Origin of the sequence: Siccibacter colletis (assembly GCF_000696575.1) — a bacterium.
Lineage (GTDB): Bacteria > Pseudomonadota > Gammaproteobacteria > Enterobacterales > Enterobacteriaceae > Siccibacter > Siccibacter colletis.
This window is the reverse complement of the sequence record NZ_JMSQ01000026.1, coordinates 96,632-110,467: the sequence shown is the minus strand read 5'-3', so window position 1 is coordinate 110,467 and position 13,836 is coordinate 96,632. Positions and strand designations below refer to the sequence as shown.

The 13,836-nt window shown below is 57.6% G+C and carries 14 protein-coding genes; 10 read left to right on the top strand and 4 right to left on the bottom strand.

The window, feature by feature from the left end; all coding sequences use genetic code 11:
* Positions 1-16 precede the first annotated feature (16 nt).
* The 5 genes from cyoB (at position 17) to ET34_RS0117640 (ending at position 5,349) form a co-directional block, all read left to right on the top strand.
* Entirely contained in the window at positions 17-2,008 is a 1,992-nt protein-coding gene (gene cyoB, locus ET34_RS0117660; RefSeq protein WP_031524287.1) for a cytochrome o ubiquinol oxidase subunit I, read from the top strand.
* The gene (locus ET34_RS0117655) at positions 1,998-2,615 is read left to right on the top strand and encodes a cytochrome o ubiquinol oxidase subunit III (protein WP_031524285.1); all 618 of its coding nucleotides are present in this window, start codon (positions 1,998-2,000) and stop codon (positions 2,613-2,615) included. The genes cyoB and ET34_RS0117655 overlap by 11 nt, the downstream gene beginning before the upstream one ends.
* Positions 2,615-2,944 carry a cytochrome o ubiquinol oxidase subunit IV gene (locus ET34_RS0117650; RefSeq protein WP_031524283.1) on the top strand — a complete coding sequence of 110 codons (330 nt, stop codon included), beginning with the start codon at positions 2,615-2,617 and terminating at the stop codon, positions 2,942-2,944. Before ET34_RS0117655 ends, ET34_RS0117650 begins: the two co-directional genes overlap by 1 nt.
* 11 nt (positions 2,945-2,955) lie before the next feature.
* Complete coding sequence (gene cyoE, locus ET34_RS0117645) at positions 2,956-3,843, top strand: heme o synthase (RefSeq protein WP_031524281.1); 888 nt, start codon at positions 2,956-2,958, stop codon at positions 3,841-3,843.
* 144 nt (positions 3,844-3,987) lie between these two features.
* A complete protein-coding gene (locus ET34_RS0117640) occupies positions 3,988-5,349 on the top strand; it encodes an MFS transporter (RefSeq protein ID WP_031524278.1) in 1,362 nt (453 codons plus the stop codon).
* Positions 5,350-5,380: 31 nt separating this feature from the next.
* Here the strand turns inward: ET34_RS0117640 and ET34_RS0117635 are convergent, their stop codons facing one another.
* Positions 5,381-5,872, bottom strand: a complete 492-nt coding sequence (locus ET34_RS0117635) for a YajQ family cyclic di-GMP-binding protein (protein ID WP_031524277.1) — start codon at positions 5,870-5,872, stop codon at positions 5,381-5,383.
* A 139-nt stretch (positions 5,873-6,011) separates the two neighbouring features.
* Here ET34_RS0117635 and panE point away from each other — a divergent pair, with 139 nt between their 5' ends.
* Positions 6,012-6,926 carry a 2-dehydropantoate 2-reductase gene (gene panE, locus ET34_RS0117630; RefSeq protein WP_031524274.1) on the top strand — a complete coding sequence of 305 codons (915 nt, stop codon included), beginning with the start codon at positions 6,012-6,014 and terminating at the stop codon, positions 6,924-6,926.
* Positions 6,886-7,479 carry a protein deglycase YajL gene (gene yajL, locus ET34_RS0117625; RefSeq protein ID WP_031524273.1) on the top strand — a complete coding sequence of 198 codons (594 nt, stop codon included), beginning with the start codon at positions 6,886-6,888 and terminating at the stop codon, positions 7,477-7,479. Before panE ends, yajL begins: the two co-directional genes overlap by 41 nt.
* 39 nt (positions 7,480-7,518) lie before the next feature.
* On the opposite strand, the gene thiI is transcribed toward yajL, so the two are convergent.
* The gene (gene thiI / locus ET34_RS0117620) at positions 7,519-8,967 is read right to left on the bottom strand and encodes a tRNA uracil 4-sulfurtransferase ThiI (protein ID WP_031524271.1); all 1,449 of its coding nucleotides are present in this window, start codon (positions 8,965-8,967) and stop codon (positions 7,519-7,521) included.
* A 269-nt stretch (positions 8,968-9,236) separates the two neighbouring features.
* Here thiI and xseB point away from each other — a divergent pair, with 269 nt between their 5' ends.
* The 3 genes from xseB (at position 9,237) to dxs (ending at position 12,316) form a co-directional block, all read left to right on the top strand.
* Positions 9,237-9,479: an exodeoxyribonuclease VII small subunit gene (xseB, locus tag ET34_RS0117615; RefSeq protein WP_031524269.1), complete on the top strand. Its 243-nt coding sequence runs from the start codon at positions 9,237-9,239 to the stop codon at positions 9,477-9,479.
* Entirely contained in the window at positions 9,480-10,379 is a 900-nt protein-coding gene (gene ispA, locus ET34_RS0117610) for a (2E,6E)-farnesyl diphosphate synthase (RefSeq protein ID WP_031524267.1), read from the top strand. It begins immediately after the preceding gene.
* 74 nt (positions 10,380-10,453) lie between these two features.
* A complete protein-coding gene (gene dxs, locus ET34_RS0117605) occupies positions 10,454-12,316 on the top strand; it encodes a 1-deoxy-D-xylulose-5-phosphate synthase (protein ID WP_031524265.1) in 1,863 nt (620 codons plus the stop codon).
* 39 nt (positions 12,317-12,355) lie between these two features.
* On the opposite strand, the gene pgpA is transcribed toward dxs, so the two are convergent.
* Both pgpA and thiL read right to left on the bottom strand, forming a co-directional pair.
* Positions 12,356-12,877: a phosphatidylglycerophosphatase A gene (gene pgpA, locus ET34_RS0117600; RefSeq protein WP_031524263.1), complete on the bottom strand. Its 522-nt coding sequence runs from the start codon at positions 12,875-12,877 to the stop codon at positions 12,356-12,358.
* Positions 12,852-13,832 carry a thiamine-phosphate kinase gene (gene thiL / locus ET34_RS0117595; protein ID WP_031524261.1) on the bottom strand — a complete coding sequence of 327 codons (981 nt, stop codon included), beginning with the start codon at positions 13,830-13,832 and terminating at the stop codon, positions 12,852-12,854. Before thiL ends, pgpA begins: the two co-directional genes overlap by 26 nt.
* Between the last annotated feature and the right edge of the window lie 4 nt (positions 13,833-13,836).

Genomic DNA, 13,836 nt, shown 5'->3' with positions numbered 1-13,836 from the left:
GCCGAGGAATAATACGATGTTCGGAAAACTTACACTGGATGCAGTTCCGTACCATGAGCCGATTATCATGGTTACGATTGCAGCGATTCTCGTCGGAGGCCTGGCGTTAGTCGCAGCGATCACTTACTTCGGTAAGTGGTCCTATCTATGGAATGAGTGGCTTACTTCGGTAGACCACAAACGTCTGGGGATTATGTATATCCTCGTCGCTATCGTGATGCTGGTCCGTGGTTTCGCGGATGCCATCATGATGCGTACCCAGCAGCTGCTCGCCTCGGCGGGTGAAGCGGGCTTCTTACCACCTCATCACTACGATCAGATCTTTACCGCCCACGGCGTTATCATGATCTTCTTCGTGGCGATGCCGTTCGTCATTGGTCTGATGAACATTGTGGTTCCGCTGCAGATTGGCGCGCGCGACGTAGCCTATCCGTTCCTGAACAACCTGAGCTTCTGGTTCACCGTGGTAGGTGTGGTTCTGGTCAACGTCTCTCTGGGCGTGGGCGAGTTCGCACAGACCGGTTGGGTGGCCTATCCGCCGCTTTCGGGGCTGGAGTACAGTCCGGGAGTTGGGGTTGACTACTGGATCTGGAGTCTACAGCTGTCAGGTATTGGTACGACGCTGACCGGTATTAACTTCTTCGTCACCATCCTGCGCATGCGTGCGCCGGGCATGACGATGTTTAAAATGCCGGTATTCACCTGGGCGTCACTCTGTACTAACGTCCTGATTATCGTCTCCTTCCCGATTCTGACCGTTACCATTGCGCTGCTGACGCTTGACCGTTATCTGGGTACCCATTTCTTTACCAACGATATGGGTGGCAACATGATGATGTATGTCAACCTGATCTGGGCCTGGGGTCATCCGGAAGTTTACATTCTGGTTCTGCCGGTATTCGGTGTGTTCTCTGAGATTGCCGCGACCTTCTCAAGAAAACGTCTGTTCGGTTACACCTCCCTGGTGTGGGCGACCATCGCGATTACCGTGCTGTCGTTCATCGTATGGCTGCACCACTTCTTCACCATGGGCAGCGGCGCGAACGTAAACGCCTTCTTCGGTATCACCACGATGATTATCGCTATCCCGACCGGGGTGAAGATCTTCAACTGGCTGTTTACCATGTACCAGGGCCGTATTCAGTTCCACTCAGCGATGCTGTGGACTATCGGCTTCATCGTCACCTTCTCTATCGGTGGTATGACCGGCGTACTGCTGGCGGTACCGGGCGCGGACTTCGTACTGCACAACAGTCTGTTCCTGATTGCGCACTTCCATAACGTGATTATCGGTGGTGTGGTATTTGGTTGCTTCGCTGGTATGACCTACTGGTGGCCGAAAGCGTTTGGTTACACCATGAACGAGAAATGGGGTAAACGCGCCTTCTGGTTCTGGATCATCGGCTTCTTCGTGACCTTTATGCCGCTGTACGCGCTGGGCTTCATGGGTATGACCCGTCGTATCAGCCAGAACATCGACCCGCAGTTCCACACGCTGATGATTGTGGCTGAGATCGGTGCCCTGCTGATTGCCTGCGGTATCCTGAGCATCATCATTCAGATCTACGTAAGTATCCGTGACCGCGATCAGAACCGTGACCTGACCGGAGACCCGTGGGGTGGCCGTACGCTGGAGTGGGCAACCTCTTCTCCGCCGGCGTTCTACAACTTCGCTGTGGTTCCTGAAATTCACGAGCGTGATGCCTTCTGGGAAATGAAAGAAAAAGGTGAAGCGTATAAGCAGCCTGCGCACTATGAAGAGATTCATATGCCGAAAAACAGCGCTGCGGGTATCTTCATTGGCGCATTCAGCACCATCTTTGGTTTCGCCATGATCTGGCATATCTGGTGGCTGGCGATTCTGGGCTTTGCCGGTATCGTTATCACCTGGATTGCGAAAAGCTTCGACGAGGACGTGGATTACTACGTACCAGTAGCCACTGTCGAAAAACTGGAAAACCAGCACTTCGAAGAAATTACCAAAGCAGGGCTGAAAAATGTCAACTGATAGCATTAACCACGCGCTGGCCCATGGCAGCCATGAACATGGGCACCACGATGCAGGGGCGAACAAAGTGTTCGGCTTCTGGATCTACCTGATGAGCGACTGCATTCTGTTTGCATGTCTGTTCGCAACCTATGCCGTTCTGGTGAACGGCACAGCAGGTGGCCCGAGCGGCAAGGATATCTTTGAACTGCCGTTCGTTGCGGTTGAAACTGCCCTGCTGCTGTTCAGCTCCATCACCTACGGCATGGCAATGATTGCCATGAACAAGAACAATACCGGCCAGGTTCAAGCCTGGCTGGCACTGACGTTCCTGTTCGGTGCGGGCTTCATCGCGATGGAAATCTATGAGTTCCATCATTTGATCTCTCTGGGTTACGGCCCGGATCGTAGCGGCTTCCTGTCAGCGTTCTTCGCGCTGGTTGGTACCCACGGTCTGCACGTGACTTCCGGTCTGATCTGGATGGCGCTGATGATGTTCCACGTGTCCCGTCGCGGTCTGACCAGCACTAACCGTGCGCGTCTGATGTGCCTGAGCATGTTCTGGCACTTCCTCGATGTGGTATGGATCTGCGTGTTCTCTGTAGTCTATCTGATGGGGGCGATGTAATGAGTCATTCAACCGATCACAACGGCGCTCATCACGGTGGCGTTAAGACCTATCTGGTCGGGTTTGTTCTGTCGGTCATCCTGACGGCGATCCCGTTCCTGATGGTGATGAACGGCTCCGCCTCTCACGGCACCCTTGTAGCTGTGGTAGTGATTACAGCCGTTGTTCAGATTCTGGTTCACCTGGTGTGCTTCCTGCACATGAACGCCTCCTCTGAGGAGCGCTGGAACCTGGTAGCCTTTGTCTTTACCTTGCTGATTATCGCTATCGTCGTAGCAGGCTCTATCTGGATTATGTGGAACCTGAATTACAACATGATGGTTCACTAAGAGCGGCGAGTATGATTAAGCAATACCTGCAAGTAACAAAACCAGGAATTATTTTCGGGAATTTAATTTCTGTCATCGGGGGATTTTTGCTGGCCTCTAAAGGCAGCATTGATTATCCCCTCTTCCTCAGCACGCTGGTTGGCGTGTCGCTGGTCGTCGCGTCCGGTTGTGTGTTTAACAACTACATCGACCGTGACATCGACTGCAAGATGGAGAGGACAAGGAATCGCGTCCTGGTTATGGGACTGATCTCTGCGAAAGTATCGCTGGTGTATGCAACCTTGTTGGGTATTGCTGGCTTTATGCTGCTGTGGTTCGGTGCTAATCCGCTGGCCTGCTGGCTGGGGGTGATGGGCTTCGTGGTTTATGTTGGGGTTTACAGCCTCTATATGAAGCGCAAGTCGGTCTACGGCACCCTGATTGGTAGCCTTTCCGGCGCTGCGCCGCCGGTTATTGGCTACTGCGCGGTAACCAATGAGTTTGATAGCGGCGCGCTGATCCTGCTGGCGATTTTCAGCCTCTGGCAGATGCCGCACTCCTACGCAATCGCGATTTTCCGCTTCAAGGATTATCAGGCTGCAAACATCCCGGTGCTGCCGGTGGTGAAGGGGATCTCAGTTGCCAAGAACCACATTACGCTCTACATCGTTGCGTTTGCTGTCGCAACCCTGATGCTGACGCTTGGGGGCTACGCCGGATATAAATATCTGATCGTGGCAGCGGCGGTCAGCGTGTGGTGGCTCGGTATGGCCCTGCGTGGCTATAAAACCGAAAACGACAAAGTGTGGGCGCGCAAGCTGTTCGTCTTCTCGATTGTCGCCATCACCTCGCTGAGCGTGATGATGTCCGTGGACTTTATGGTACCGGATTCGCAAAATCTGCTGACCTACGTCTGGTAATACAGACGACGTCAAAAGGGTGCTTCGGCACCCTTTTTTATTTTGTGCGCTTATTGCTCACTGGTAACATTTTAACACCAGGCAATGATTTACCCTCCCCTCCCCCCGCACTACACTATGTCCGGCTTTTTTTCTGAGGTGGTAATGAACGATAACAAAATGACGCCGCTGGAACTGCGCGCGACATGGGGCTTAGGGACCGTTTTCTCCCTGCGCATGCTGGGCATGTTTATGGTGCTGCCGGTGCTCACAACTTACGGCATGGCCCTGCAGGGTGCCAGTGAAGCGCTGATTGGCCTGGCGATTGGTATTTATGGTCTGGCGCAGGCGCTGTTCCAGATCCCCTTCGGCCTGATTTCCGATCGGGTCGGGCGTAAACCACTGATTGTCGGCGGGCTGGCCATCTTCGTTATCGGTAGCCTGGTGGCCGCCCTCAGCGACTCTATCTGGGGCATCGTGCTGGGCCGCGCGCTGCAAGGCTCCGGGGCGATCTCCGCCGCGGTGATGGCGCTGCTTTCTGACCTCACGCGCGAACAGAACCGCACTAAAGCGATGGCGTTTATCGGCGTCAGCTTCGGTATTACGTTCGCCATCGCTATGGTGCTGGGGCCAATTATTACCCACGCGCTGGGCCTGCACGCCCTGTTCTGGATGATGGCTGGCCTCGCCTGTACTGGCATCGTCCTGACGCTGTGGGTGGTACCGAGCAGCAAAACGCACGTCCTGAACCGTGAGTCCGGGATGGTAAAGGGCTGCTTTAGCCAGGTAATGGCGAACCCGAAACTGCTGAAGCTCAACTTCGGCATCTTCTGTCTGCATATTCTGCTGATGTCGACCTTCGTCGCCCTTCCCGGCCAGCTGGCCCAGGCGGGCTTCCCTACCGAACAGCACTGGAAGATCTACCTGTTCACCATGCTGATCTCGTTTGTGTCGGTGGTGCCGTTTATCATTTATGCCGAAGCCAGACGCCGCATGAAGCGCGTGTTCATCTTCTGCGTGGCGCTGCTGTTGATTGCCGAGATCGTGCTCTGGGGCGCGGGTCCGCACTTCTGGGAGCTGGTGATCGGCGTACAGCTGTTCTTTATCGCGTTTAACCTGATGGAAGCCCTGCTGCCGTCGCTTATCAGTAAAGAGTCGCCGGCAGGCTACAAAGGTACGGCAATGGGCATCTACTCCACCAGCCAGTTCCTGGGCGTGGCGGTGGGTGGTTCCCTGGCGGGCTGGATTGACGGCTTCTTCGACCCGCAAACCGTATTCCTGGTGGGTGCGCTGCTGGCTACGGTGTGGCTGCTGGTCAGCATGACGATGCAGGAGCCGCCCTATGTCAGCAGCCTGCGCGTCGCGTTACCGGAAGACGTTGCAGCGGACGCGGCGCTGGAAGCGCAGCTGATGAAGCAGGATGGCGTGCGCGAGGTGCTGGTCGCGCCGGATGAACACAGCGTGTACGTGAAGATCGATACCAAAGTCACGAACCGCTATAACGTGGAACAGGCGCTGCGCGCATAAAAAAACAGGGCCGCTTCGGCCCTGTTTCTTATTAATCGCGGAAGTTTTTGAACTGGAACGGCTGCCCCAGATTGCCGCCGCGCACCAGCGCCATTACCGACTGCAGGTCGTCGCGGGATTTTCCGGTTACGCGGATCTCTTCGCCCTGAATCTGGGTCTGCACTTTCAGCTTGCTGTCTTTGATCAGCTTGACGATTTTCTTCGCCACCGAGGCTTCAATCCCCTGCTTCAGTTTGGCTTCCACGCTCCAGTTTTTGCCGCTGTGCTCAAACTCTTCCGGCACATCAAGCGATGCCCCTTCAATGCCGCGTTTCAGCAGCTTGGCGCGCAGAATATCCAGCAGCTGGTTTACCTGGAAATCTGATTCACTCAGCACTTTGATGGTCTTGTTTTTATCGTTCAGTTCAAACGTCGCGGTTACGCCGCGAAAATCGAAACGGGTATCGAGTTCGCGCGTTGCGTTATCAACGGCGTTGCTCACTTCCTGCAGATCGATCTCAGATACGATGTCAAAAGATGGCATGTTTATTTCTCCCTCTCTGGTTGTGCGTTGCATAATACCCACAACACTACATAAAACAACTTGTTCCCGGCGACCTGGCCGAAATGGCTACTATTGACTGTAGAACATCTGCCAGGCACCGTTGCCGGCGGGAGGAAGCATGAACATTACCGTACTGGGCTGCGGTGCGCTGGGTCAGGTCTGGCTTGCCGCCCTGCTCAGGCAGGGCCATGAGGTGCAGGGCTGGCTGCGGGTGCCACAGTCACACTTTCATCTGCGGGTTACGGGTACAGACGGTGAGCTGACCGACCAGCCTGTTCCCGCCAACGATCCTGCTCACCTCCAGCGCAGCGAGCTGCTGCTGGTGACGCTGAAAGCCTGGCAGGTGTCGGATGCGGTGAAAAACCTTGCGCCGCATCTCCCGGCGGCTACCCCCATCCTGCTGATGCATAACGGCATGGGCACGATGGAGGAGCTGCGCGGCATCGCGCAGCCGCTGCTGCTGGGGGTGACCACCCACGCGGCACGACGCGACGGCAATACCGTAATGCATGTTGCTAACGGCACCACCCATATCGGCCCGGTTAGCGATGCGGCGCGGGATTATACGGCTCTGGCCGGGATCCTGCAGGATGCCCTGCCGGACGTCGCCTGGCACGATAACATTCGCGCCCCGGCGTGGCGCAAGCTGGCAGCCAACTGCGTTATCAACCCGCTCACCGCGCTGTATAACTGCCCGAATGGTGAGCTGCGCGCTTACCCGGATGAGGTGGCGCGGGTATGCCATGAGGTGGCAGAGGTGATGGCGCGAGAAAATCATCACACGACGCCGGAAGACCTGTTGGCCTGGGTGTGGCAGGTCATCGACAGCACCGGGGAAAACATCTCCTCTATGCTGCAGGATGTCCGGGCGCAGCGGCGCACCGAAATCGACTATATCACCGGGTATCTGGTGCGACGTGCCCGTGCCCACGGCGTCGCGACCCCGGAAAACGCCCGACTCTATGAGCTGATCAAACATAAGGAAAATGCCTATGAGCGCCTCGGCACTGGTCTGTCTGGCCCCTGGAACTGAAGAGACCGAAGCGGTCACTACCATCGATCTGCTGGTGCGTGGCGGTATCGCCGTTACCACCGCCAGCGTGGCCAGCGACGGTGAGCTGATCATTACCTGCTCGCGCGGGGTGAAGCTGGTAGCCGATGCGCCGCTGGTTGAGGTTGCTGACGGCGACTTCGATGTTATCGTGCTGCCGGGCGGCCTGAAGGGCGCTGAGTGCTTCCGCGACAGCCCGCTGCTGGTAGAGACCGTGCGGCAATTTCATCTGTCAGGACGCATCGTGGCGGCCATCTGCGCCGCGGCGGGTACCGTACTGGTGCCGCATAACCTGTTCCCCATCGCCAACATGACCGGCTTTCCCGGCCTGCGCGACACCATTCCCGATGCGCACTGGCAGGATAAGCGCGTCGTGTGGGACCCGCGCGTCAACCTGCTCACCAGCCAGGGGCCGGGCACGGCAATGGATTTTGCACTAAAGATCATTGATTTGCTGGTCAGCCGTGAGAAAGCGCACGAGGTCGCTTCGCAGCTGGTGATGGCGGCGGGAATTTACAGCTATCGGGATTATTGAGGCGGGTGGCCCTCTCGGCACGAGAGGGCAAATGACGAACTAGGGGCGGTAAACCTTGACGTTTTTGAAGCCCTGCTCATTAAGGTAAAGCGCCTGCAGGCGGCTCATCACCCCACGTTCGCACCACAGCAAATAGGTTTTGCTCTGGTCGAGATCGCCGAATTTGGTGCTCAGCTTGTAGAACGGCAGCGAGGCGATTTCCACGCCTTCAACCTGCAGCGGCTTATCATCCTGCTCGTCGATGGAGCGAATGTCGAGGATCACCTCATTCGGGCCAAAGCCGGTCACAGTCTCGACTTCCACCACTTCCTGCTGGGTCTGCTGCGCGATTTCGCGAATATCGACATTTGTTGCGCTCTGCACCACCTGATCAAGGATGGAGAAATCGAAGTTTTGCTCTTCGGCTTCGATCTTCGCCTTCACCGCTTTCACGGTCGGGCTTTTCGAAATCACGCCGCAGTATTCCGGCATGGTGCGAGCGAAATCTTCGGTGCCGATTTCACGCGCGATATTGATGATGTGCTCTTTGTCGTGCGAGATCAGCGGACGCAGGACCAGCGTATCGGACACGCCGTCGATCAGGCGCAGGTTGGTCAGCGTCTGGCTGGACACCTGGCCCAGCGCTTCACCGGTGACCAGCGCCTGCACGCCGTAGCGCTCGGCAACCTGAGACGCGGCACGCACCATCATACGTTTGAGCACCACGCCCATCTGGCCGTCGTCCACTTTCTCAAGAATTTCGCCCACCACCGGCTCGAAGTTGATGGCCACGAAACGCACGCGGTGCGAGCTGCCAAAGCGGTTCCACAGGTAGTGTGCCACCTGGCGTACCCCGATTTCATGGGCTGCGCCGCCGAGGTTAAAGAAGCAGTAGTGCACGCGGCAGCCGCGGCGCATCAGCATGTAGCTGGAGACGCCGGAGTCGAAGCCGCCGGAGATCAGCGACAGCACGTCTTCCTGGGTGCCGATCGGGAAACCGCCGATACCTTCGTAGCGCGCCTTGATAAGCAGCAGGCGATCGTCTTCGATCTCCAGATGCACGGTCACGTCAGGATCTTTCAGCTTCACGCGCGCCGAATCAATGTGCTGATTAAGTCCGCCGCCGACGTAGCGTTCTACTTCAATCGAGCTAAACTCATGCTTACCGCGTCGCTTCACGCGCACGCAGAAGGTTTTGTTTTCCAGCTGCTCGTGGTACATGGCATAGGCTTTTTCGTAGATGTCATGCAGCGAGCTGTACTCGACGTCGTCCACTTCCAGTACGTGATGGATGCCGGGAATGCGGGTCAGCGCATCGCGGATCGCCGGGCCGTCTGCCTCATTTTTGGCACGCACCACGATATGGTCCCAGTGGCGCACCACGGCGAGATTTTCTTCATAAGACTTCAGGACGTTACGAATATTCCCGGTCAGGATTTTAATGAAGCGCAATCGCACAGATTGACTCTTGATTGTGATTTCCGGGAACAATTTAATGATAAACTTCATGGCGGCAATGGTTCGTTGGCAGGCCCGAGGGCGCGTGAAAAGAGGTACCGCAGAGCAGAGTAGCCCTGCATCGTAAGCGCGCCAGTATATACCCAATTGCAGCAAAGTGGCAGAGAAGAGAGACAATCCCGCGCGTTTCGCAGCATGTTACGCATACTCGTGCCTTTTTCCCGCCGCCGCCGCCCGCCGTTGCTGTCATTTGCTAATCATCCTGACTTCGCTACCATGTTGAAGCGACGATGAAATTAACCACAGAGCCAGACGTTACTATGCCGAAAAAAAATGCCCTCCCTGCCAGTTTTGAATCCGCCCTTCAGGAGCTTGAGCAGATTGTCACCCGCCTCGAAAGCGGCGACCTGCCGCTTGAAGATGCGCTGAATGAATTTGAACGCGGTGTGCAGCTGGCTCGTCAGGGGCAGGTTAAGCTTCAGCAGGCCGAGCAGCGCGTGCAGATCCTGCTCTCTGAAAATGAAGACGCCCCGCTGACGCCCTTCACGCCGGATGCTGAATAAATGGATTTCTCCCAACTGTTGCAGGCCCGCGTGGAGCGGGCCAACGATGCGCTGCAGGGGTTTATCGCCCCGCTGCCGTTTCAGAACACTCCGCTGGTTGAGGCCATGCGCTATGGCGCACTATTGGGCGGTAAACGCCTGCGCCCCTTCCTGGTGTACGCCACCGGCGAAATGTTTGGTGTAAAGCAGGAGACGCTCGATGCGCCTGCGGCTGCCATTGAGTGTATTCACGCCTATTCACTGATCCACGACGACCTGCCAGCGATGGACGATGACGATCTGCGCCGCGGTCAGCCGACCTGCCACATTAAATTTGGCGAAGCGAGCGCAATTCTTGCAGGTGACGCGCTGCAAACGCTGGCGTTCTCTATACTCAGTGATGCACCGATGGAAGGCGTTGCCATGCAGGATCGTCTGGCGATGGTTTCCGAGCTGGCACAGGCCAGCGGCGTAGCGGGGATGTGCGGCGGTCAGGCGCTGGATCTCAGTGCCGAAGGCCAGCAGGTCGCGCTTGATGCGCTGGAGCGCATTCACCGTCATAAAACCGGGGCGCTGATCCGTGCGGCGGTGCGACTGGGCGCGTTAAGCGCCGGTATTCGCGGTCGCGAAGCCCTGCCGGCGCTGGATCGCTATGCTGAGAGCATCGGCCTGGCGTTCCAGGTTCAGGATGACATTCTGGATGTGGTGGGCGATACTGCCACCCTTGGTAAACGCCAGGGTGCTGACCAGGAGCTGGGCAAAAGCACCTATCCGGCGTTGCTGGGTCTTGAGCAAGCCCAGCTTAAGGCTCGCGATCTCTACGAAGACGCCCTGAGGGCGCTAGAAACGCTGGCTGCACAGTCGTTAGATACTACGGTTCTGGAAGCATTAGCGAATTACATTATCCAGCGAGATAAATAACGTTTGTATTTGCGATCCCCGGTTGCGCCTGCGCTACCGGGCGGCGCGGGTACAACACCACGATGAGTCTCTTGATGAGTTTTGATATAACCAAATACCCGACCCTGGCACTGGTTGACTCCGCACAGGAGCTCCGCGTGCTGCCGAAAGAGAGCCTGCCAAAGCTGTGCGACGAACTGCGTCGCTACCTGCTGGATAGCGTAAGCCGTTCCAGCGGTCACTTCGCCTCCGGGCTGGGTACGGTCGAGCTGACCGTAGCGCTGCACTACGTCTATAACACCCCGTTCGATCAGCTGATCTGGGACGTTGGTCACCAGGCCTATCCGCATAAAATTCTGACCGGACGCCGGGATCGCATCGGCACCATTCGTCAGAAAGATGGCCTGCACCCGTTCCCGTGGCGCGGTGAGAGCGAATATGACGTGCTGAGCGTGGGCCACTCATCAACTTCCATCAGCGCCGGCATCGGTATTGCGGTGGCGGCAGAGAAAGAGGGGAAAGATCGTCGCACCGTGTGCGTGATCGGCGACGGCGCTATCACCGCGGGCATGGCGTTTGAAGCCATGAACCACGCCGGGGATATAAAACCCGACATGCTGGTGGTACTCAACGACAACGAAATGTCGATCTCTGAAAACGTCGGCGCGCTGAACAATCACCTCGCCCAGCTGCTCTCCGGCAAGCTCTACTCCACCCTGCGCGAAGGCGGCAAAAAGGTCTTCTCCGGGGTGCCGCCGATCAAAGAGCTGCTGAAGCGTACCGAAGAACACATTAAAGGCATGGTGGTGCCGGGCACGCTGTTTGAAGAGCTGGGCTTTAACTATATCGGCCCGGTTGACGGTCACGACGTGCTGGGTCTGGTGCATACGCTCAAAAACATGCGCGGCCTGAAAGGCCCGCAGTTCCTGCACATCATGACCAAAAAAGGGCGCGGCTACGCCCCGGCAGAAAAAGATCCTATCACCTTCCACGCGGTGCCGAAATTTGACCCGCTGAGCGGTGAGCTGCCGAAAAGCAGCGGCGGTCAGCCGAGCTACTCAAAAATCTTCGGCGACTGGCTGTGCGAAACCGCCGCCGTTGACGATAAGCTGATGGCGGTGACCCCGGCGATGCGCGAAGGCTCCGGCATGGTAGAGTTTTCACGCAAATATCCGGCGCAGTATTTTGACGTCGCTATCGCCGAGCAGCACGCGGTGACTTTTGCAGCGGGTCTGGCCATCGGCGGCTATAAGCCGGTGGTCGCCATTTACTCGACGTTCCTGCAGCGCGCCTACGATCAGGTGATCCACGATGTGGCGATCCAGAACCTGCCGGTGCTGTTCGCCATTGACCGCGCCGGGATCGTCGGTGCCGACGGTCAGACGCATCAGGGCGCATTCGATCTCTCCTTCCTGCGCTGCATCCCGAACATGGTGGTGATGACGCCGAGCAACGAAGACGAGTGCCGCCTGATGCTCTACACCGGCTATCACTACAACGACGGCCCAAGCGCAGTGCGCTATCCGCGCGGTAACGCGCTGGGCGTACCGCTGTCGCCGATGCAGAAGCTGCCGCTGGGTAAGGGCGTGGTGAAGCGCGAAGGCGAAAAGATCGCGATCCTCAACTTCGGTACGCTGATGCCGGAAGCACAGCAGGTCGCGGAGTCGATGAACGCCACTCTGGTGGATATGCGCTTTGTAAAACCGCTGGATGAAGCGCTGATCCTGGAGATGGCCGCGCGTCACGAGGTGCTGGTCACCGTGGAAGAGAACGCCATTCAGGGCGGTGCTGGCAGCGGCGTGAACGAAGTGCTGATGGCGCATCGTCGCCCGGTGCCGGTACTCAACCTCGGCCTGCCGGACTTCTTCATTCCGCAGGGTACGCAGGATGAAGCCCGAACCGCAATCGGTCTCGATGCCGCCGGAATGGAAGCGAAAATCCTCGCCTGGCTGGCGTAAGCGCCAAAAAAAACGCCTCACGATGTGAGGCGCTTTTATTCAGATAAGGCCAATCGGCCAGTGATGCCCGATGAAGTAGAGTATCCCCGCCGAAATCACCCCAGCGACAATATCGTCCACCATGATCCCCATCCCGCCATGCACGTTGCGGTCGAACCAGCGAATCGGCCAGGGTTTCCACATATCAAGAATACGGAAAATCACGAATCCGGCGGCGACCCACTGCCAGTCGCTGGTCGGCACCGCCATCAGGGTGATCCACATACCGATAAACTCGTCCCAGACGATACTGCCATGATCGTGCACGCCCATATCACGGGCGGTCTGATGACAGAGGTAAACGCCAATGCTGATGCCGAGCATAATCGCCAGGGAATAGAGCTGCCACGGCAGCAGGGTCAGCAGATACCAGAACGGGATAGCGGCAAGCGACCCCATAGTGCCTGGCACCCAGGGGCTTAACCCGCTGCCGAAGCCAGTCGCCAGCAGGTGCCAGGGATTGCGTAGGTTCAGGCGGCCTTTCGCCACGTCTTTGTTACGCCGGGGCGTTGAAGTGGTCATAGCCTTTCCAGTCAAGTGTCACCTGTTCCCCATTACGGGTGTAACGCAGCCCTTCCGATGCCACCATCACCTGACCGATGCAGGTAAAGGGGACGCCGAGATAGCCCAGCGCCACGTCCAGCGCGCCGCGGTTGATCTCCGGCACGGTGAAGCAAAGTTCATAATCTTCCCCGCCGCTGAGCGCCCAGCGCAGCGCCTGCTCCGGCTCGACGTTAGCGCTGAACGCCCCGGAATACGGCAGCGCATCCAGGTCAATACGCGCCCCGCAACCGCTGGCCTTGAGGATATGGCCGAGATCGGAGATCAGACCGTCGGAAAGATCGATGGCGCTACTGGCGAGATCGCGCAGCGCCTGGCCCTGCAATACGCGCGGCGTCGGGCGCAGATGACGCTGCACCAGGTACGCCGACTGCTTGCTGTCGGCCACTGTCAACCGCTGCTGCAGGATCGCCAGCCCGGCGGCACTGTCCCCGGGCGTACCGGTGACGTAAATCCAGTCGCCCGGCTTCGCGCCAGAGCGCTTCAGCGCCCGTCCGGCCGGAACGAAGCCGTGAATACCCAGCGTCATCGACAGCGGACCACGGGTGGTGTCGCCGCCAATCAGCTGCATATCGTAATAGTTAAGTTGCTCAAACAGGCTGTCGCTGAACGCTTCCAGCCAGGCTTCATCCACCTCGGGCAGCGTTAATGCCAGCGTCAGCCACGCCGGATCGGCGCCCATCGCCGCCAGATCGCTGACGTTAACTGCGAGTGCTTTGTAGCCAAGATCGCGGGGAGAGATATCCGGTAAGAAATGGGTGCCGCTCACCAGGGTATCGGTGCTGATGGCGAGCACCTGCTTGTCCGGCACGGTCAGTAATGCACAGTCATCACCGATTCCGGTTTCCACATCGCGCCGCGAGGTTCTGACACGGTCAAAGTAACGGCCTATCAGAGAAAACTCACCGCATGCCATACGC